General features: G+C 35.5%; 17 protein-coding genes. 13 read left to right on the top strand and 4 right to left on the bottom strand.

All coding sequences use genetic code 11. The features are described 5' to 3' along the window. Positions 1–220: 220 nt before the first annotated feature. Positions 221–955 carry a Fic family protein gene (locus AKA01nite_RS01795; RefSeq protein ID WP_146923220.1) on the bottom strand — a complete coding sequence of 245 codons (735 nt, stop codon included), beginning with the start codon at positions 953–955 and terminating at the stop codon, positions 221–223. A gap of 280 nt (positions 956–1,235) precedes the next feature. Beyond that, a complete protein-coding gene (locus AKA01nite_RS01790; RefSeq protein ID WP_281282434.1) occupies positions 1,236–2,051 on the bottom strand; it encodes a helix-turn-helix domain-containing protein in 816 nt (271 codons plus the stop codon). Positions 2,052–3,280: 1,229 nt separating this feature from the next. Here AKA01nite_RS01790 and AKA01nite_RS01780 point away from each other — a divergent pair. The 12 genes from AKA01nite_RS01780 (at position 3,281) to AKA01nite_RS01725 (ending at position 16,931) form a co-directional block, all read left to right on the top strand. Beyond that, a complete protein-coding gene (locus AKA01nite_RS01780; protein ID WP_146923216.1) occupies positions 3,281–4,015 on the top strand; it encodes a response regulator transcription factor in 735 nt (244 codons plus the stop codon). Beyond that, complete coding sequence (locus AKA01nite_RS01775; protein WP_146923214.1) at positions 4,012–5,382, top strand: sensor histidine kinase; 1,371 nt, start codon at positions 4,012–4,014, stop codon at positions 5,380–5,382. The genes AKA01nite_RS01780 and AKA01nite_RS01775 overlap by 4 nt, the downstream gene beginning before the upstream one ends. Before the next feature lie 127 nt (positions 5,383–5,509). Beyond that, positions 5,510–5,965 carry a hypothetical protein gene (locus AKA01nite_RS01770; protein WP_146923212.1) on the top strand — a complete coding sequence of 152 codons (456 nt, stop codon included), beginning with the start codon at positions 5,510–5,512 and terminating at the stop codon, positions 5,963–5,965. Beyond that, on the top strand, positions 5,962–8,088 hold the full coding sequence (locus AKA01nite_RS01765; protein ID WP_146923211.1) for an ABC transporter ATP-binding protein/permease: 2,127 nt from the start codon (positions 5,962–5,964) through the stop codon (positions 8,086–8,088). Before AKA01nite_RS01770 ends, AKA01nite_RS01765 begins: the two co-directional genes overlap by 4 nt. A gap of 222 nt (positions 8,089–8,310) precedes the next feature. Next, positions 8,311–8,592: a hypothetical protein gene (locus AKA01nite_RS01760; RefSeq protein ID WP_146923209.1), complete on the top strand. Its 282-nt coding sequence runs from the start codon at positions 8,311–8,313 to the stop codon at positions 8,590–8,592. A gap of 143 nt (positions 8,593–8,735) precedes the next feature. Continuing rightward, on the top strand, positions 8,736–9,305 hold the full coding sequence (locus tag AKA01nite_RS01755) for a hypothetical protein (protein ID WP_146923207.1): 570 nt from the start codon (positions 8,736–8,738) through the stop codon (positions 9,303–9,305). Positions 9,306–9,316: 11 nt separating this feature from the next. Continuing rightward, positions 9,317–11,395: a bacteriocin-associated integral membrane family protein gene (locus AKA01nite_RS01750; RefSeq protein ID WP_146923205.1), complete on the top strand. Its 2,079-nt coding sequence runs from the start codon at positions 9,317–9,319 to the stop codon at positions 11,393–11,395. A gap of 11 nt (positions 11,396–11,406) precedes the next feature. After that, a complete protein-coding gene (locus AKA01nite_RS01745) occupies positions 11,407–12,057 on the top strand; it encodes an ATP-binding cassette domain-containing protein (RefSeq protein WP_146923203.1) in 651 nt (216 codons plus the stop codon). A gap of 118 nt (positions 12,058–12,175) precedes the next feature. Beyond that, complete coding sequence (locus tag AKA01nite_RS01740) at positions 12,176–12,385, top strand: hypothetical protein (RefSeq protein ID WP_146923201.1); 210 nt, start codon at positions 12,176–12,178, stop codon at positions 12,383–12,385. Positions 12,386–12,585: 200 nt separating this feature from the next. Then, a complete protein-coding gene (locus AKA01nite_RS01735) occupies positions 12,586–14,967 on the top strand; it encodes a phosphoketolase family protein (protein ID WP_146923199.1) in 2,382 nt (793 codons plus the stop codon). 74 nt (positions 14,968–15,041) lie between these two features. Then, positions 15,042–16,028: a ribose-phosphate diphosphokinase gene (locus AKA01nite_RS01730; RefSeq protein WP_146923197.1), complete on the top strand. Its 987-nt coding sequence runs from the start codon at positions 15,042–15,044 to the stop codon at positions 16,026–16,028. A gap of 303 nt (positions 16,029–16,331) precedes the next feature. After that, the gene (locus AKA01nite_RS01725) at positions 16,332–16,931 is read left to right on the top strand and encodes a trimeric intracellular cation channel family protein (protein WP_146923195.1); all 600 of its coding nucleotides are present in this window, start codon (positions 16,332–16,334) and stop codon (positions 16,929–16,931) included. Between the two features lie 94 nt (positions 16,932–17,025). On the opposite strand, the gene AKA01nite_RS01720 is transcribed toward AKA01nite_RS01725, so the two are convergent. After that, positions 17,026–17,736, bottom strand: coding sequence for a PspA/IM30 family protein (locus AKA01nite_RS01720; protein WP_146923193.1), 711 nt, complete (start codon positions 17,734–17,736; stop codon positions 17,026–17,028). A gap of 30 nt (positions 17,737–17,766) precedes the next feature. Continuing rightward, on the bottom strand, positions 17,767–18,825 hold the full coding sequence (locus AKA01nite_RS01715) for a hypothetical protein (protein ID WP_281282431.1): 1,059 nt from the start codon (positions 18,823–18,825) through the stop codon (positions 17,767–17,769). Between the two features lie 208 nt (positions 18,826–19,033). On the opposite strand from AKA01nite_RS01715, the gene AKA01nite_RS01705 reads away from it, so the two are divergent. Next, positions 19,034–19,942, top strand: coding sequence for a nuclease-related domain-containing protein (locus AKA01nite_RS01705; protein WP_146923189.1), 909 nt, complete (start codon positions 19,034–19,036; stop codon positions 19,940–19,942). The last annotated feature ends 88 nt before the right edge of the window (positions 19,943–20,030 follow it).

The raw sequence follows: 20,030 nt of genomic DNA, 5'->3' as shown, positions 1-20,030 counted from the left end.
AAAGCATACGATATCTTTGAAAAATTTAATATATTTTAGGGAGATCAAAAATATATTTTATAAAAATGTGGGAGTTGCATGACTAAGTGATTTAGTACTAAATATATCATCCTTATTATCACTACTAATTTTCTGTAAGCCGTATGATGATTTAGTTTAAAATCATAAGAACGAATTAAAAGAGACACTATCTTTTTTACGTAAGTGTCTCTTTTTATTATTATAAAGAACTATCTCCTTCAAAATTTATTTGCTTTAATTCCTTATTTTTAAATGCTTGCATCCGTTTCTTTTCTTTCTTAATGATTTCCTTTGCAAAAGTTGTAAATCCATTTAAATCTTGAGTAGCTAGTAATTCAATGTAAGTCGCTCTGTGCTCTTTTTCGATAATCAAAGGCGGAAAGCCCTCCTGGAGTAAAGAATAATTCATGACCATGCGACCAGTCCGTCCATTTCCATCTGAAAACGGGTGTATGCGTTCAAATTGAATATGCGTTTCCAAAATGGCTCTCAGTTTACTTTCTTCTGATTCAGCAACACTTAACCGATAGGCAAGGTTATCAATAAGCTGAGTCATGAGCATAGGGGTTTCTGCAGGCGAGGCCGTCTGAAACTCAGCACCTAGTATCGTATTTTCATTTTCTTTAAACTGTCCGCGGTCATATTGTAGACGATCTGTTAAATCAGAATGTATTTCTTTAACAATGTCAGTTTTTAGTGGGTCATCATTCAATAAATACGAGAGAATATTTTCAAATGCCCGTTTGTGATTTTCAATCTCGTAAAATTCACGAACAGTTGCCTTTCCGTCTATGGGTAATGTTCCATTCAAGATAATTGAAACTGTTGCAGGCAAAGAAATCGTGTTACCCTCTATTGCTGCCGAATGATGGGCTAACCGCACGAGGATGTCATCGAGATAGTCTTTTGATAATGTGTTTATGGGGGTATCCATAATCTTGCACTCCTTTTATGCACGCAGAGAATAAACAGGTATACTCTCGTACAAATTATAAAATTTGTTTATCCAAAAATATTCCGTGTATTAGAACTGCTTTAAAATTTAACCCAACTGGAAACTCGGAATATTGATAATAAAATATACTCTCTTTTGATTCTAACATTTTGAATTGACTGCTTTATATGTCTTTAGAATCTTCAGTTTAATCTTTCAAATGAAACCCGAATTATAATTTTCTTCATTCACCAACTTCTTAAGGTTTCATACTATGTTTTTAGCCATCGGTATAAAGCTGCACCTCCTTGTTTAACTCCTGGATCATGTTCTGGTTGTTAGTCACTTTTAGCAATTCAAAACCTTTGTCGTACCACATAGAAGGATCGCTCTCGTTTAAATTCTTTAAAATAATTCCTTTTCGCACATAGGATACTGCGAGATGAGTGTAAAGTTGATGATTAATTGAAAAGTCAATAAGCCTCTCCGCAGTACTTAATGCCAAGTTATATTCATCATTTTTAATTAATAAGAGCAGATAATTGATTTGAATGTTGGCAGACAATTTATGGATATTTCCCAGATGCTTATAATTTTCCAAACGTTTCAATACTAAGTTTACTATAGAACCGGCTGTATCGATTGGAAAAAGGTAGAGGATGCTGTTGATCAATCGAATATCATATAAATACCAAGTGTCATGCTTTTTTAACCGTTCCCATATAATAGAGACTTTGTGGCTGGCTGCTTCATAGTCATCATTTGAAATTAAATTTAGAGCTTCAAAAATCGCAAGTAGTTCAGCTTGTCTTTGAGTTGGTTTAGAGATAGCTTTTAATTCATTGATGTTTTCGATGATCTTACTTTTGTCTCCTGGTCTCAATTGATTTATACGCTTCAATTGTTTCCCTGGGATTTTTTTATAATTATGATGAATATACAGAAATTCATCGATCGTCATGCCCAACCGGTCAAGCAACTCAATCATTTTAGTGAAAGGGATATCGATAACGCCTTTTTCGACTTTAGAATAATTTGATTGTGACATAATACCTTCTGATAGAGTGCTTTGGTTTATATTTAAACTTTTTCTAATTTTTTAAGTGTCAAACCATATGTTTCCATGAGGGCTCCTTTTTTTTATTCAGATATAACTATTATAGAACATATTTACAACTATTTGGTATAATAACTACAAAAGGAGGAAAATAAAATGAAAGTACTGTTATCATATTCAATTATACTTATTCTTCTCGGTGGATGTTTGACTTTTCTCACAAGAAACATCAAATATATAGTGACCGCGAAGGAAAAAGGCATTATCCACTCCAAAAAATACATGAACAATATGTATATATCGATAATAGCGTTGATTGGTTTTGTGACTTCTCTAATAATTAATCTATTACTTTACTCAAACGTGCTAGAAACAGAAATTATTACAAGTAACGCTGCGTCTATAACTTGTCAGGTGTTTCTGATTATTTTCCTGATCTCAAATCGTCAAGTTACAAAACATAATCCTGTTTTATTTTAAGTATAACTTTTAATGAAATCTAGTACAGACAGATAAGCTGGTCATACAATCCATTCTTTAAAAACTAGTCAATATAAATATATGAATAAAGACTCAAATTAATTGATTTTCAAATATGACAATTCACGTTAAATGATTTGATAATATGCTAACTTGTATGTAGTAGAGTTATTGAGGCCGATAAATGACGAAAAAACAGAGTGAGGGTGATCAATGTTGCTTTATGCTACAAAAATAAAAATGTATCCAGGATGCACAGATTCTTTAAGATGTCAGGATATCGAATCGATCTGCCTTGAAGGATCCAATAACAAAACATATCATCTAAGAGAAACCGTACATGCCCTACTTAAATACAACCCAAAAACTGTGGCAGTAAAGAATGAAGAAAAGTTTTTCCTTGAGGCAGCAACAAGTCCAACCGGAAACCCATATGTTCGAACCGAAAACCACTCCAAAAAGTCCGATCCCCTTTTATCCTTACCGCGACTTTGAAATTTTAGAATGCTAGTGATGACTAAGCTTCACAAAGGCTGCATATAAAAAAACAAAATATAGTTGCTCTAAAGAGCGACACCCCTCACAAAAACCTCCCTTTTAAAGTAAAATTTAAAAGGGAGGTTTTTGTGTATAATACTAGCGAATGAATGACTACGAAAATTGTATTGGATTTTAGTATGTCAATCTTATAGTATTGAATTAAATAAAATAATATTAACAAAAACAGAAGACACTGCTACTGTGAAAAATGATAATATAAATTTACGTTAAATCGAGAGGTGAAAACGATGTTGAATCTAAATGCTTCAGAAATGTCAAAAAAAAGAATTTTGCTGGTCGATGATGAGGAAGATATTCTTAATTTATTGGAAACAGTTTTAATTAAAGAAGGGTTTCAAAATATACATAAAGTGACTAATGGAATTGCAGCCATTGAAATAGCGCAATCAATTGAACCAGACATTATTGTGCTGGATATTATGTTGCCAGATATGGATGGTTATGAAGTTTGTAAACAATTGAGAGAATTTACTTATTCGCCGATCATATTTCTTTCGGCTAAATCTGATGATGTCGATAAACTATTAGGCTTAGGTGTGGGAGGTGATGATTACGTTACGAAACCATTCAGTCCAAAAGAAGTTGCTTACCGAATAAAAGCACAATTTCGAAGGGCTGATCAGATTAAACAAAATAAAAACAGTGAAACAAAATTAATTACATTTGGAGATATAGAAATTGATGAAATTAAAGCAGAAGTTACAAAGGGCAATCATTTAATTAATTTGACTGCCAAAGAATATCAACTACTTCTGTTTTTGGTTAAGCATCCTAACCAGATTCTGAGTAAAGAGCTCATTTTGGATAGAGTATGGGGTAAAGGCTACGAAGGGCATGAGAATGCACTTATGGTTCACATGCACCATTTAAGACAAAAATTGGAGAATGAACCATCACTGCCAAAATACTTTTTGACTCAAAGAGGTCTTGGGTATAAATTTGTTCCTGGTGAAAAATCATGAAAATAAAATTAACTTTAAGATATATTTTAATGATCGTTCTATCCGTTATCATTTTGATGGCTTCTGCTTTCATGGTTTTAACTTATATCGAAAATACATTTCAGAATAATGATACAGAAACGCCAGATACTTTTGCTTATAATTTTGTGGATGAGATAAAAATGACGGATAGCGGAGAAGTTATCATTTCAGACGACGGAAAAGCAGCTTTGCTAGAAGAAAATGGTTGGATACAAATTTTAAATCAAGAAGGTTATGTTACCCAAGGATTTAATGAACCAGACAATCCTGCGGAACATTATTCACCAACAGAGATTACATTTATGCACTTATATTCAGGCTATGAAAAAAATTATCTCTTTAACGTTGGAAAAACAACAGATAATATCGAGTATATAGTGGCAATACCCAAAGGAAGTTGGAATCGCTATATATTTGAAATGGATCAGGAAATGATCAAAAAGTTTTTATTTACCATGTTTTTTCTTGCAGTAATAGTATTTTCTCTCATGGGCTTCATCTTTTCACAAAGAATAGCAAGTCCGGTTGCGAAAGTTATCAGTGGGGTAGAGAGATTATCTGCAGGAGATTATAAAACAGAATACAAGGAAAACGGATTATATAAAAGAGTTTTTGCAAGTTTAAATCATTTAGCTGGACGTTTAAAAACAAGTGAAATAGAACGAGAAAAGACAAAAAAACAAAGAGAAAAGTGGATTTCAAATATCTCACACGATATGAAAACACCTTTATCAACAATTAAAGGCTATTCAGAGGTTTTATCCGATACAGAATATGACCTTTCGCGAGATGAGATAAAAAAATATTCAGAAATAATCCTTGCTAAATCAGTATATATGGAAGATATGATTGAGGAACTACGTCTGAACGAGAAGCTTATGCATAATGGTATTCATTTGGATAAAAAAGCAGTAAATCTTACAGTTTTTATAAAAGAAATAGTTATCGATATATCAAACCATCCAGGTTATTCAGATAGAAAAGTTGACTTTTATTCAGACGAGGAAAACTTAACTTTTAGTTGCGATAAAGATTTGATGAAACGTGCCGTTGAAAATTTAATTTATAATGCTTTAATTCATAACGATAGTGATACAAAGGTAAAAATCAGCATGTCAGAAGTAGACAGAGATATTTTGATCGACATCAAAGATGACGGTCGAGGTATGTCAGACGAAGAACTGGACAAGCTCTTTAATCGATATTACAGGGGGACGAATACAAAAGATTATAAAGGTTCTGGTTTAGGTATGTCGATTGCAAAAGAAGTAATTGAAGCTCATGGTGGCGAGATAGAGGTTGTAAGTGAATTAGGTAAAGGAACACATATCAAAATAAAATTATAGATATTTAGAGATAGTATTTTTCAGTACTATCTCTTTTTATATGCACAACTTAAGAAGAACTTAAGATAGAGAAAAGAAAAGATTAAATCTTATCTGATATCCTTTATTAAAGAGAGGAGTAGAGATTTTGAAAAAGAAAATCATACGTACACTACTTGCTGTTTTAGCCGTATTTTTAATGTATATCGCCTTGAATATTTATCAAAGTGAGAACATTGAAATTATTCCGTTCGAGGATATAAATAAGCTGCATGTTTCTGACACAAAATCTGTTTCTAGTGATACAACAATAACTGGAACAGCGAATATTGGACAATTTGAATCGGTATCAGTAAATAATTTAATCGTTGTAGAAGATACTCTGTACGTGATTATTTATAAATGGCCAACATTTTTTAGCAATGACAAAATCGATATTAAGTTGAAAAATGTAGGTGGACTTGATGAAGTAAGTAAAATGAGTATTGTCTGGGGAGACATTTATTCCAACGAAGGATCTGCAAGAGGATTTTCCCATTCTGATTTAGTGAAACATCCTGACCAGCAAATTTTTTGGCTAAAGAAAGGAAGAGAAAGTGAATGATCGATTTAAGAAACTTAGGAAAACGTTATGGAGAAAAAGAGATACTGGATGAAGTTCACCTAAGCCTTAATGACCCGTCAAAAATGTATATTCTAACAGGAGATAGCGGAAGTGGAAAAACGACATTTTTCAATATTTTGATGGGTTTGGATAAAGATTATTCTGGAGAATACGCCTTACTAGGTAGATCTGCTGAAAAAATAACAAATGATGAATGGGCGTCGATTCGTGAATACGATATGCGGCTGGTCTATCAAGATTATAAACTCCTGAAACAGTTAACTGTATACGATAATATCGACTTGACCGGTGACTATTCCGAAGAAAAGATTGATCAAATACTTGAAGAGTTAGATATTCATGAGTTGAAACATCATTATATTCATGAGTTAAGCGGAGGACAAAAGCAACGAGTAGCGATAGCACGAGCGGTCATTTCAAAACCACGACTTTTATTGATGGATGAACCAACTGGCAACTTGGATAGTATAGCTACGGAACGTCTTATGTCATATTTAAGTAAATTAAAGGATAGAGGAATTTTAGTTTTTATAGTCACTCATGATGAAAAAGTACTACGCTATGGTGATATTATTTATGAAATAAAAAATAAACACATCACTTCAAAAAAGAAACAATTAATAGATAAAGAAATTAAAATATATCATGAAAATAAACCGAATTCTAAAAAGAAAATCAGTCAATATGTGTGGAAAAACTTGAAAAAGGAAAAGAAAAGATATGTTTTATTAGCTATTCCGACAGTCATGATCATTACACTATTCATTTTAGGCTTTAGTGCTTTTCGTGCGAGTACAACTCAATCTTTTGGCGACTTCTTTGAGGGAGTAGGCGATCGAGCGATCGTACTCGATACTCAAAGTCTTAAACAAGAAGTACAGGACCAGTATAAAAAGGAAGGAATCATTTCTTCGATTGATGGAGAGAGAATAGCTTTTTCAGAAAAAGATGTAAATAAAGTAAGCAGAATTGAACATGTTGAGCAGGTATATTTATTTTCAGATGGTTTAGACACACATTATGATAATCAGAAGAGGCGCTTAAATGAGTCTGTATATCGAAGTGAACTCCCAGAATGGATTGACCAACCTGCCGTGCCCGGAGAGACAGATCAACGTTTGACTTTTCATTTTACTGGCTTACAACTTCCCCCTGAATATTTAACGCATTATAATACAGAAAATATTAATCTGATTGCAGGGAAATTCCCATCAGATAATAGTAACGAAATTTTAATTCCAGATATCTATGCATTATTAAATCAAAAAGACAATGACTTTCAAAAAGTTGTAGGAGACAGGATCGAATTAAGTGTTTTGGATAGTGAAGACAATCAAATAAAAAATAATTATGTGATCAGTGGAGTGTATAGAACTGAGTATAGAAAAAAATTGCAAAGAGAATATCCAGTTTATACGGGACACTCTAAAGAGAATACTGCAATCGGAACCAATAAAGAAGATTATAAATTTCTTGAAAGTACCTTTACAGAGACTCCAGAATCTGAAAAATTCCATCAGAATGTCATTGGAGATTATGAAAATTTTAAAAAAGCTTACGGTACGGGTTTTACGTCAATGTATATTCAATTCGATGATTCAGAGAATGCAAAAATAGTAAGCGATAAATTAGGAAGTATTTTTCCAGCCTACCGTTTTACATCACAGTACGAATTGAAATACGGTGACTTTTCTGAAATGTATTCTAGGTTAGTTTGGATACTTTTAATTGGTTCGACTACTATCGCATTATTAGCTGGAACAATCATTACATTTTTAAATAAAGGACAGATTAATAACCGTAGTTTTGAATTAGCTGTTTTGTACAGTTTAGGATATACAAAGAAAGATATTTTGAAAATTATCGCACTTGAAAATGGATTGCTATTTTCATTTTATTTCAGTACATCTTTACTGATTGCTTATCTATCTAATGAACTAATCTTTAGTACATCGATATATTATAAATGGTTTGAAAATCTATTTAGCATTTCAAATATAAGCTTAATTGGTTTACTTATATTTTTGATGTCAGTCATTTCTGTACTATGGGGGTTAAATGGTGTAAAACAGACAAATTTAATAAAATATTTGAATGAGTGATACGACTATTATAGAGTTGAATTCACTTTTTAATTCTTTGATCACGTTCTTTCTATTAATGACTGCTGGCAATTCAAACTCTATCTTACCAATCTAAGGAGTAATTTTTATGTGGTTTTCAAATATGACAATTCAAGTTAAATGATTTGATAATATGCTAACTTGTACGTAGTAGAGTTATTAAGGCCGATAAATGACGAAAAAACAGAGTGGGGGTGATCAATGTTGCTTTATGCTGCAAAAATAAAAATGTCTCCAGGATGCACAGATTCTTTGTGCTGCCAGGATATAGAGTCGATTTATCTTGAAGGACTCAATAGTAAAACTTTCCATCTAAGAGAAACCGTGCATGCTTTGCTTAAATATGACCCAAAAACTGTGGCAGTAAAGAATAAAGAAATATTTATACTTGAGGCAGCAACAAGCCCAAAAGGGGACCAGTATGTCCGAACAGCAAATTGCCCAAAGAAAATAGATCCCCTTTTATCCTTACCACGACTTTGATAATTAAAATGACATCCAAGCAAAAAAGGCTGTTTATAATTTTATGACAATTTATCACACAATATGGTAACCTTTACATAGAAAATTATTTATGTAAATCAAATATAAATGTTTCAAAAAATAGATAACGGAGGATGATTTGAATGATTTTAAAAACACTTTTGTGTGTTGCTGTACTTTCGTTAACAGCATGCAGCAGTTCAGAACAATCGAGTGAAGGAGAAGAGACTAGTCAAACTGAGGATACAGTGATTGAGTTAGAAAGCAACGAAGAAGAAAATGAAAGCGTTAATTTCAATAAGAACAATAATATCAAGTCAGACATATACAAAGAGTACTTTTTCACGAAAGAGCTCTTGAAAAAAGATCGCATGGAATCTGATTTAGTAGGTAATAATAAAGTGGCTGAAGGCAATCAACTACCTGTTAGTACAGAGGATTTCCCTGAACCCTATTATATGAATTATGCATATAATACTGTTGATGAAAAATTGGACCTTGCTTTAATATTAACTGAGGGTTCCGTTGTAAAGGAAAAAGAACTAACTGAAGATGTTTTTGTTCATTTAGAATATGATATTAAAAATGATTCACTTATTGATATTACTCAGGAAAATGCAAGCGGCAACAATGCAGATCAGTTTGGTTTAACAGAGGAAGAGTGGGGAGAAGTCGCTAATAGATATATAAGATTTGTAGACTCGATAAATTAGGAGGAAATTTTATGAAAAAAGTTTTTAGAATAGTACTCCTTGCAATATTTAGCCTCCTATTTTTTGTTGTATTAAATATATTCTCAGCAAATGATCACTATAATGTTTATAATAATTTTGGGTTCAATGATCAATATGATAATTTATCAATTAACTTTCTAGACCCCCTGCAAGAAGATCAAAAGCTGGAAGTGATCGAACGTGTCGATGAAATGGTCAATGAGAATGAGCTAGCTGTAATAGTGCCTGACTACATTGAAGAAGATGGACAAATAAAAGGGATGAAAAACTATGTAGCAGGTAAGGATCCATTCGTTTTAGAAATGGTACCAAATAATATTAAATTGGGGAAAGATTTTTACAAAGGAAGAAAGTATGTCAGTAATGATTCTGAAGAAGATAAAAATAAAATTGATTTATTTACTTTTTATAAGGGGTTAACGTATGAAGTGATTCCTTTTCATTATTTAGAAGAAAATTTAGATACACTCAAATATGATTTGAGCGTTTATTTCAGTGCAAAAGACCGAGTCCTAGCAGAAAGTGTTATTCGAGATAAGTTTTCAGATTTGAATATAAGCATAAACACTCTATCTCATACTTTTTATGATAGAGATGAAGAGCTGGAAAAGAGTATTATATTTATATCTGTCATTGCATTTACCTTATTTATTTTGTTCATTCTATTTACCATATCTTATAGGATAAAGGACATTGCGGTATTAAAATTAAATGGATTTAAAATTGTAAATATTCTGTCGTACATATTCAAGGCTGATTTAGTGTATAGCGCAGTGGCAGCATTACTCATTCCCATATTTTTAAGTGCGCTTATGTTTAGAACGGTTAACTTAAGGATAATCGAATTCAATGTTATGACTATTAGTGTTGGACTGATGTTAGCTGTTATTTTTATTGGCCTAATCCTCTTATCTACTCTTGTAATAAACAGATATCGGTTGAGTGATTTCATAAAAAACAAAAACATCAATACCTCTCTTACAACGATAACTTATGGATTGTTAATTTTGTCAATATTTGTAATTCTGCCAATGATTCAAAAACCTATGAACGAATTGATTGAAACTGTGAAAGTCTATACTCAAATAAGAATGAATGCTAAAAATATAGAACATGTTCAGGAAATTAGATTCAATGATGATTCTAGGGAATGGGAATTTGATCAGTTCGCTCAATTAAATAATGAACAAAATGAAAATAATCAAAAACAAATAGATTTATATGATGATTTAAATCAAATGGATGCAATTTATTATTTTGATCCAACTGTAATCACTCCACAAAGTATAGATTTCGAGGAATATGAAGATAATCTTTATTCAGCATATAGAATTAATGAAAAGTATTTTGAAGAGTCAAATTTTGTAATCAATAATGAAAGTATAGAGATAGAGGATAGCAGTCGTCTCAATGTTCTTATGGATGTAAAAACTTTCGAAAGTTATGACTGGAAAAAAGAAGATTTTATAAACAATGCAGAAGATGCGGTTATTTATCTTTTTGATAGTAGTGATTATTTAAATATTGAAAATGACACAATAGAAGACTATAAAAATAAAGAAGCCCCCATTTTTTTATATTCTGAAAATGAAAATTTATTTATGAAGAATTTATCTGACGGAGGTTTTTACATTGATGACAGGAAGATGGAAGAAATCAATGACTATCTTTTAATTGAAAATCTGGAAAATGAAATTGAATTTAATAAAGTAAATGATAGAGAAGATCTATACACAGAAGGGCTCGTTCTTTCTTTGTGGGATGCTGGGATCGAAGTATTACCTCGATTAATTAGCTTGTTGGCGGTATTTATATCATTTACCAATTTTCATAGCTTAGAGAAAAATAAAGAAATGAAATTATTCAAAAGTTTGGGGTATAGAACTTTAGAAATTTCTAAAAAATTTATCGGAAAAATTTTAACAGTGAATATTATTTTCATACTGTACTCATTATTAACAGGAAATAACACGTACCTAATTTTACTACCCTATTTATTTATCTTGTCGGCTGTAATGATAATTGTATATATTCATAAAATAAAAAGAGCTCGAATCAACAAAATATGAGGAGGTTTAGAATGAAAGTAGAAGCGAGAAATATAACAAAACAATTCGGGAATAAAGCTTTATTTACAGACTTACATCTTGAAATAAATGCTAAAGACAGCATTGTTATTACAGGGGATTCAGGCTCTGGAAAATCTACACTTCTTAATATTTTGGGCTTAATTGAAGAAGCAGACGAAGGTAAGGTTATATGGGATAAAAATAAAATAGAGAAAATCAATAGTAAAAAAGTAAACAGAATCATCAGAGAAGAGATTGGTTATGTATTCCAAAACTACGCACTGATTGAGAATAAAACAGTATATGAAAATGTTTTGATTGGCGCAAAATATAATGATTCAATAACTACTAAAAATAAAAAAGAATATATTTACAATGCTATCAAACGTGTTGGACTAAACGGGCTTGAGAACAGAAAAGTATACTCATTATCTGGAGGAGAGCAACAAAGAGTGGCATTAGCGAGAATAATCGTCAAACCCTGCAGCGTAATCTTTGCTGATGAACCCACAGGAAATCTGGATGACGAAAACGCGAATAAGATTATTGAAATACTTTTCGATCTAAATAAAGAAGGAAAAACAATCGTCGTAGTCACACACGATCGATCGATTATTTCCAAGTTCGACAAACATGTACACCTAAACGTTAAGGAGAAGTAACGTATAGTTTCCTCAAATAATAGAGAAGAAAAACTTGTATCTTATCGTCATCGTTCTTCTAATTTACGTTTATTTAATCATCGGAGATAAAATGTCATAATACGAGGGAGGGAAAGTTGTGGTTGAAGATTCAATGAGTTTATATTTCTTATTTAATATGTTACATAGTATTATTTCTGTATTCTTTAAAGAAACTATTTTGGTTGCTGCGTTCTTTTTCTTGTTGAACAAAACATTCGAGAATGAACTTTTGAAAAAAGTATCTGCATGGATGATTGGAATTATTACTTTAATAATACTTATTTTTGCAGTGATGATTTCTTATTAACTCATATACTAAAAACGTTCTGGTCTCTTTTGATCAGAGCGTTTTTACAATTATGCAGTGTTTTCCAGCCAGATATCGAAACTGTCCACAGATAAAACTTTAAAAGTAGCTATTCGTGGAGACAGCCGCCTGCTTATGCTAAAGTTTAGTTGTGAAGGAAATTAAAACATAACACTAAAAATAGGAAAGGAATGACGGATATGACGAAGGAAAAAGAGTATTCATCAGCTGGTTATTTACAAAAAGTGGATGCCTGGTGGCGAGCGGCCAATTACTTGTCTGTTGGACAAATTTATTTGAAAGACAACCCCTTGCTCAAACGTCCACTTGAAAAAGAAGACGTCAAAGTAAATCCGATCGGTCATTGGGGGACGGTTCCTGGCCAAAACTTTATTTATGCGCATTTAAACCGTGTGATAAATAAATATGATTTAGATATGTTCTATATTGAAGGGCCGGGCCATGGCGGGCAGGTTATGCTTTCCAATGCTTATTTAGACGGCAGCTATACTGAAATTTATCCGGATATCACAGAAGATGAAGAAGGAATGCAAAAGCTCTTCAAGCAGTTTTCTTTCCCTGGAGGCATTGGTTCGCACGCAGAGCCTTCAGTTCCGGGATCGATTCATGAAGGGGGCGAATTAGGTTACTCTTTGTCTCACGCGACAGGTGCTGTGCTTGATACGCCCGACACGATTGCGGCCGTCGTGGTCGGTGACGGCGAAGCAGAAACAGGTCCTTTAGCAGCATCCTGGTTCTCAAATGTTTTCATTAATCCATACACGGATGGGGCGGTTTTACCTATCCTGCATTTAAATGATTACAAAATTGCCAACCCAACGATTTTAGCTCGAAAATCAAATGAAGAGCTGCGTCATTACTTTGACGGTTTGGGATGGGATCCATTATTTATTGAAGGAGAAAATCCCAATAACATGCATCCTGAGATGGCGGAAGTGATGGATGAAGCCATCGAAACGATCCAGAATATCCAAAAGCATGCACGCAAAAAATCTGCACAGACTGTAGGGATGCCTAAGTGGCCTGTAGTAATTTTAAGAAGTCCTAAAGGCTGGACGGGGCCTGAGGTGTGGGATGATGAACCAGTCGAAGGCACATTCCGTTCGCACCAGGTGCCGATTCCGGTTGAGCAGGAGAAAATGGAATACAGTGAGGTATTAGTGAAATGGATGAAATCTTACCGGCCGGAGGAGTTATTTGATGATCAGGGTCGGCTGAAAGAAGACATCAGAGGTATTGCCCCTAAAGGGATGAAACGGATGGCATTAAACCCGATCACAAATGGCGGTAAAGACAGAAAAGAACTGAAACTGCCGGACTGGCGCCAATATACATTGGATATCGAAACGCCTGGAGCAAAAAAAGGAAAAGATATGACCGAGTTTGGAAAGTTTGCTCGAGATATCGTTGAAACAAATCCTGACAACTTCCGTATCATCAGTACAGATGAATTGAAGTCGAATCGTTTGAATGCGGTGCTGCAAACGACGAATCGTCAGTGGATGGAAGATATTGAAGAGCCCGAAGATGAAGCACAGTCTAGAAGCGGACGAGTCATTGACTCCCAGCTTTCTGAACATCAGGCAGAAGGGTGGATGGAAGGCTATACGTTGACTGGACGCCATGGCTTTTTTGTGAGTTATGAGGGGTTCTTAAGGATCGCCGACTCCATGCTTACTCAGCATTTCAAGTGGTTGAGAAAGGCGGATGAACTGGACTGGCGCAATAAGTATCCATCGCTTAATGTGATTGCTTCGTCAACCGTTTTCCAGCAGGATCACAATGGCTATACGCATCAGGATCCGGGGATCAGTACACATCTGGCTGACAAAAAACTTGATTATATTAGAGAATACTTCCCGGCTGACGCCAATACATTAATGGCGGTGATGAACAAAGTATTGAAGTCCAAGCAAAAAATCAATTTGATCGTGTCCAGCAAGCATCCGCGTCCACAGTTTTATACAGCTTTGGAAGCTGAGACTTTAGTAGAAGAAGGCTTAATGGTCATTGACTGGGCGAGTACTGATCAGGACCTTGATCCGGACATTGTGATCGCAGCCGCTGGAACAGAACCGAATCTTGAGTCACTGGCAGCGATATCGATCCTGAATCAGGAATATCCTGACTTGAAGATACGCTTTATCAATGTAGTGGACCTGCTTAAATTGAACAGTCCTGAAAATGACAAGCGCGGACTAAGTGACGAGGCCTTCAATGAATTGTTTACAACAGACAAGCCAGTTCTCTTTGCCTTTCATGGTTATGATGGACTGCTAAAGAATTTGTTCTTTGACCGAGAAAACCGGAACTTGATTCCACATGGCTACAAAGAAAATGGTACGGTGACTACACCTTTTGATATGCGAGTGGTGAATGAAATCGACCGTTTCCATCTTGTCAAAAATGCAGCACGTGCTGTATACGGAGACAAAGCAAGCGATATAGAAGAGAAAATGGATGAGCAGCTTGAAAAACACCGTCAATATATTAGAGAGTACGGCGACGACATGCCAGAGGTCAAAAACTGGAAATGGCAGCCTTTAAAACAGATAAAATAGCGCTTGCATTTTTTCTGTATTGTGTATACGATTAAAATAATAATAGAAGTACAGGTCACCAATTGGAGGCAGCTATGGCTAAGCACATAAACAAAACAGGTGTAAAAATTTTTGCAATGAATTCCAACCCCAAGCTGGCGGCAGAAATTGCCCAAGAGGTAGGGGTCGAATTAAGTAAGGCTAACATTGATAAATTTTCTGATGGAGAAATATCCGTAAATATCGAAGAAAGTATCAGAGGAGACGATGTTTACTTAATTCAGTCAACTAATGATCCGAGTAATGACCACTTGATGGAGTTGCTTATTATGATCGATGCGCTGATAAGAGCAAGTGCCGGCTCGATAAATGTTGTCATGCCTTATTACGGCTACGCACGCCAGGACCGTAAGCCAAGACCGCGTGAAGCGATAACAGCAAAAGTTGTAGCGAATATGCTGGAACATGCAGGAATCGATCGCTTGATAACCGTTGATCTGCACGCCCCTCAAATTCAAGGTTTTTTTGATATTCCTGTGGATCATTTATCGGCAACAGCTCTTTTAGTGAATCATTTTATAGAAAATGATTTGGATGGAGAAAATATCGTCGTGGTCTCTCCAGATCATGACGGAGTGAAACGTGCACGTGAAGTAGCCGAGCTGCTCGATTCACCGCTGGCTATTATTGACAAGCGTTTGTATGAAACCACGAAGCCAGACACTTATGATCTCGTTGGAGAAGTGGATGGTAAAAACTGTGTGCTTTTTGATGATATTATGGATACCGCGAGAACTATCACAAAAGCTACCGAAACATTAAAAAAAGCGGGTGCTAAGAATGTTTACGTTTGCGTGACACATGCTGTTCTTTCAGATAGTGCGATGGATCGTTTGATGCAATCGGGAGTGAAAAAGGTCATCATCACCAACACGATCAACCTATCTGAAGAAAACAATACAGAGTTGATCATACAGTTGAGTGTCGCGCCACTTTTAGGCGACGCCATCAAACGTATTTCCAAATACCAATCTATAAAACCGCTGTTTGAAAAAGAATATATCAAGGCAATAACAGACTGATCAACATTTCAAGAAAAAAGAAAGATAAATGTTGAGTAGTTAGAATAGTAGTTTATCCATTTCAATCGAGATATTGTGAATAACATACTCCAGCACTCCTTTTCATTTGGACAACACGGTTCATTAGATCAGGAGTGCTTTTTGGTGTTTCAAAGCAGCTGATGTTGTATAGTTTTGGTGATTTACTCATAAATAAGCTAAGATAGCTATTTTCCTACTGAGAAGCCGCTCTACTTGATTGCTTCATGATGCAATGATAGTGTAGTTACTTGTAGAAGACTAAATATAAGATGGGGAGAAGCTATGGATACGTGGGATATATTTGCAATCATTGGGACGATATCTTTTGCTTTACAAGGCGGAATCATCGCTATGGAAAAAAAGTATGACCTTTTTGCCGTCTACTTATTTGGTTTATTAACAGCTTTTGGTGGCGGAGCCTTGCAGCATGTTCTGATTGGTGGGTCGGATTATAAGCTTTGGAACCAGGAACTTCTTTTTATAGTAGCTGTTATATCAATTACAGTAGTTATCGTACTCCCTAAGCCCATCGTCAAAAGACGGGTTTTTTGGACAAACCTTTTGGATGCATTCGGTGTTGTAGCTTTTGCTATTAAAGGTTCTATTCTGGCGCTTACGCTGGGGCTGCCGGCAAGTGCGGTAGTTGCTTCTGCTCTTATTACTGCAACTGGTGGTGGCATCGTCCGAGACATAATGTCTCAGAGAAAACCGATATTGCTAGGAGAAAACATTTATGGCTTATGGATTTTCTTGATAGGGGTTATCATGGGTTTTGGAGGTGTCGAGAGTATTTCTTACCAGTATATTCTGTTTATCGTATTTTCTGGATTACGTATTCTATCCTTTAAATATGACTGGAAGATACCTTATCGACGTTATTGAGGTAACATTTTTTTAAGAACGATGTCTGAAATATATATAAAAATACCAGCGAACGAGATTCTATACTCGTCCGCTGGTGTTTTTTTGGAATCAGTTAGTTTTTGTCATGAGTCTCTTTTGATTTAGAAAGTCCCATATCCTGTTTCATGCGTTCAAGTTCTTCTTCGACAGCTGCTGAACCTGTTTCTGCAGCATATTTTTCTTCAAGTTTCTGGGCTGAATCCTTTGGTTCTTTATTGAGCTCTGCCATGGCATTTGCTTCATCTAAACGACGGGAAGCTTTTTCTTCCATACGTTCAAAGTTACTCATAGCGCCTTTGGATTTACCTAAAGAAGTGTCGACCTTGTTCAATTTTTCCTGCGTGTCAGCAACGGACATTTGTGCCTTGATCATCGAACGGCGGTTTCTTAATTTATTTATATCTGAAGCGAGTTTATCATGCATTTTACGCATCTTTGAAGCATTTTCGTGCGCTTTTGCATAAGCATTGGCAAGTCCCGTTCCTGTGTCTTCCAGTTCCTGTTTTTTAGAAAGGAAGACGCGTGCATCCGCATCATTTCCGGCTTCCAAAGCCTTTTTTGCATAGCCTTCATATTTTTTAACTTCAGCTTCATTCTCATCGACTAAACGCTTGGCACGTGTTTCTTCCGCCATGACGCTTGCCGTATTCTTTTTCACTTCTGCGAGATCGTCCATCATATCCCGTAAGTACTGATCGATCATTTTTTCCGGATTTTCCATCCGATCGATGATTGCATTAACGTTTGCACTGATAATATCTGAAAAGCGGTCTAGTATTGCCATGTTGTTTCCTCCTAAAATATTTGTTTTGATTTAATTATTATCGTCTTCATATTTCTTAGCCAGTTCATCGGCTTCGCTTGTCCCAAATGTTTCAATCGGGCGGTTGAGCATTTCCTCTGTCCGTTCAGCTTCTCGTTTTTTACTTAGTTGTCGTGACTGCCACCACTTGAAAAGAATGTACAGCACTGCCAGCACGCCAAAAATCACAAGAACTGGAATCCAAGGGGAGGTGGTCACTTCCATGATCCGATCTGCCGCATCTTTAAAGGACTCACTGAAGTATTCTTCGTCACTGAAATTGGAGTTCGAATAGTTTCTATCGAGATAATCTAGAAGGATATCTCCAGCTTCTGTATCGATAACTGATCTCGCTTGTGAACCTGTGACATAATACGTCGCATAACTGTTAGGGACGGGTTCATAGAAAACAAGCAGGAGATGCGCTTCATCTGTAAAAAGTTCATCGTATTTGTTATTGGCGAACATTTCCATTTCTTCGGGCGTCGGTTTACCTTCTACAATTTGCTGGCCGTCAACATTGATGTCATCGGTAATATAGACATGTGGCTGGACACCTGTTTCATTATAAAAGTACTGAAGGCCATCGACCATTTGTGTGTGGTTGCCTATCCAACCTAATTTATCCGTATAGTAATCCGTTTCATTGACAGAGCCCGCTGGTAAGGGTTCACGCTCGACTGTTGAAGATGTGACGCTGGATGAGCTGTCATTACCTAACAAGTTGTCAAAGTTTGTGAAGAGACTGAAGATGATAAACATAAAGATGAGTGCTGTGAAAATACCGCCGCATCCCATAGAACCGCAACCGCCGCCACCTCCACCGCCTGAAGAATAGCGTCTGCGGCCAAAGCCACCACCAAAGAATATCGGTCCCATCCGAGGTCTTCTGTTATAACCCGAACGATTACTGTTTCCACCACCGAATAAACCGCCACCGTTGTTTCCGCCACCACGGCCAGTACCGAAGCCGCCTCCCATCCGGCCGCCACCGCCTCGATGACCACCGAAACCTCCCCCACGGGATCCTCCCCCGCCAAAACCGCCTCCGCGACCGCCGCCTCTGCCCATATGTATCCTCTCCTTATAAATCTAATACCTGTCACGTCTTTGATTGATGTCTAAACATAACATTGCCTTTGAATAGATAAAGCCTAATTCTATTATAACTTATATCGATTTAAATACATAAAATAGCGCTTGTTATTAAAATAAAAAAGTCATTTTTTGAATAAAGAGACAATATAATAGTTAGAACAGAAAATTGGAGAGTGATGAAATGATAATGAAAGAACGAGAACTTCCGATACAACTGAAAGTACTTCGAGCATTGAATAAACGTAGTATATTATTGAATCCTCAAACAACCAGTCTTGATTACAGGATGAAAGGCTACGAAGGAGAATGCCAGTTTGACGCAGCCATGAAGTCACTGAAATGCGATTGTCTTGTTTTAAATGATCTGATGCTAAAGGTAAACGGTCAAACTTGCCAAATCGATACTTTGCTGATAACACCTATGGGAGCTACTATATATGAAGTGAAAAATTATGAGGGCCAGTTCGTTTATAGTGATGATAAATTTAAAATACGTTCAACAAATAAAGAAATTTCTAATCCACTTCTTCAACTGAATCGATCGATGAATCTTCTCCGGCAACTAATGGAAGAACAACGTGTAAGCTTTCCTTTAAACGGTCTTGTCGTCTTTATAAACAATCGCTTTACACTCTTTCAAGCACCTGTTGCTGATTCCTTTATATTCCCGACAATGTTGTCTTATCATTTAATTAAGTTGAACAGTATGAGAAAAAGTTTGAATCAATGTCATCATAGGTTTGCAGAAACGCTCAAGCAGCTTCATGTAAGTGATACGAAATTTGTGACGCTACCTGAATATGATTTTCAGGATTTAAGGAAAGGGCCTTTTTGTGACGTATGCATGTCCGAAGTAAGGCTCAATCATGGTAGAAAGTGGAAATGTAGAGAGTGTGGGGCTGAAGCGGTATCACATAAGGTTATTCTTGACCAGATTAAAGACTTTCGCTTACTTTTCCCAGAAAAGAAAGTGCAGACAGGGACGATATACGAATGGTGCGGAAAGCTTATTTCTAAAAAAAGTATACGGAACGTTCTAACAAAGCATTTTGAGTTAAAAGGAGAGAGTAAAGCTACCTATTATGAATAAAAAAGAATTAAAAGTTATTGCGTACCCTATAAGATGATTGTGAAGTTGTAAAGGTCACGCAATCGAGTAATGCCTGCCCTTCAGGAAC

It is taken from the genome of Alkalibacterium kapii (assembly GCF_007988865.1).
In the GTDB taxonomy this organism is placed as follows: Bacteria; Bacillota; Bacilli; order Lactobacillales; family Carnobacteriaceae_A; genus Alkalibacterium; species Alkalibacterium kapii.
This window is presented reverse-complemented; position numbering and strand designations above follow the sequence as displayed.

What these genes read in the sequence shown, in the direction of transcription:
- AKA01nite_RS01795 (WP_146923220.1), bottom strand. Translation starts at nt 955, where the DNA reads ATGGATACCCCCATAAACACATTATCAAAAGACTATCTCGATGACATC.
- AKA01nite_RS01780 (WP_146923216.1), top strand. Translation starts at nt 3,281, where the DNA reads ATGTTGAATCTAAATGCTTCAGAAATGTCAAAAAAAAGAATTTTGCTG.
- AKA01nite_RS01775 (WP_146923214.1), top strand. Translation starts at nt 4,012, where the DNA reads ATGAAAATAAAATTAACTTTAAGATATATTTTAATGATCGTTCTATCC.
- AKA01nite_RS01765 (WP_146923211.1), top strand. Translation starts at nt 5,962, where the DNA reads ATGATCGATTTAAGAAACTTAGGAAAACGTTATGGAGAAAAAGAGATA.
- AKA01nite_RS01760 (WP_146923209.1), top strand. Translation starts at nt 8,311, where the DNA reads ATGTTGCTTTATGCTGCAAAAATAAAAATGTCTCCAGGATGCACAGAT.
- AKA01nite_RS01755 (WP_146923207.1), top strand. Translation starts at nt 8,736, where the DNA reads ATGATTTTAAAAACACTTTTGTGTGTTGCTGTACTTTCGTTAACAGCA.
- AKA01nite_RS01750 (WP_146923205.1), top strand. Translation starts at nt 9,317, where the DNA reads ATGAAAAAAGTTTTTAGAATAGTACTCCTTGCAATATTTAGCCTCCTA.
- AKA01nite_RS01745 (WP_146923203.1), top strand. Translation starts at nt 11,407, where the DNA reads ATGAAAGTAGAAGCGAGAAATATAACAAAACAATTCGGGAATAAAGCT.
- AKA01nite_RS01735 (WP_146923199.1), top strand. Translation starts at nt 12,586, where the DNA reads ATGACGAAGGAAAAAGAGTATTCATCAGCTGGTTATTTACAAAAAGTG.
- AKA01nite_RS01730 (WP_146923197.1), top strand. Translation starts at nt 15,042, where the DNA reads ATGGCTAAGCACATAAACAAAACAGGTGTAAAAATTTTTGCAATGAAT.
- AKA01nite_RS01725 (WP_146923195.1), top strand. Translation starts at nt 16,332, where the DNA reads ATGGATACGTGGGATATATTTGCAATCATTGGGACGATATCTTTTGCT.
- AKA01nite_RS01720 (WP_146923193.1), bottom strand. Translation starts at nt 17,736, where the DNA reads ATGGCAATACTAGACCGCTTTTCAGATATTATCAGTGCAAACGTTAAT.
- AKA01nite_RS01715 (WP_281282431.1), bottom strand. Translation starts at nt 18,825, where the DNA reads ATGGGCAGAGGCGGCGGTCGCGGAGGCGGTTTTGGCGGGGGAGGATCC.
- AKA01nite_RS01705 (WP_146923189.1), top strand. Translation starts at nt 19,034, where the DNA reads ATGATAATGAAAGAACGAGAACTTCCGATACAACTGAAAGTACTTCGA.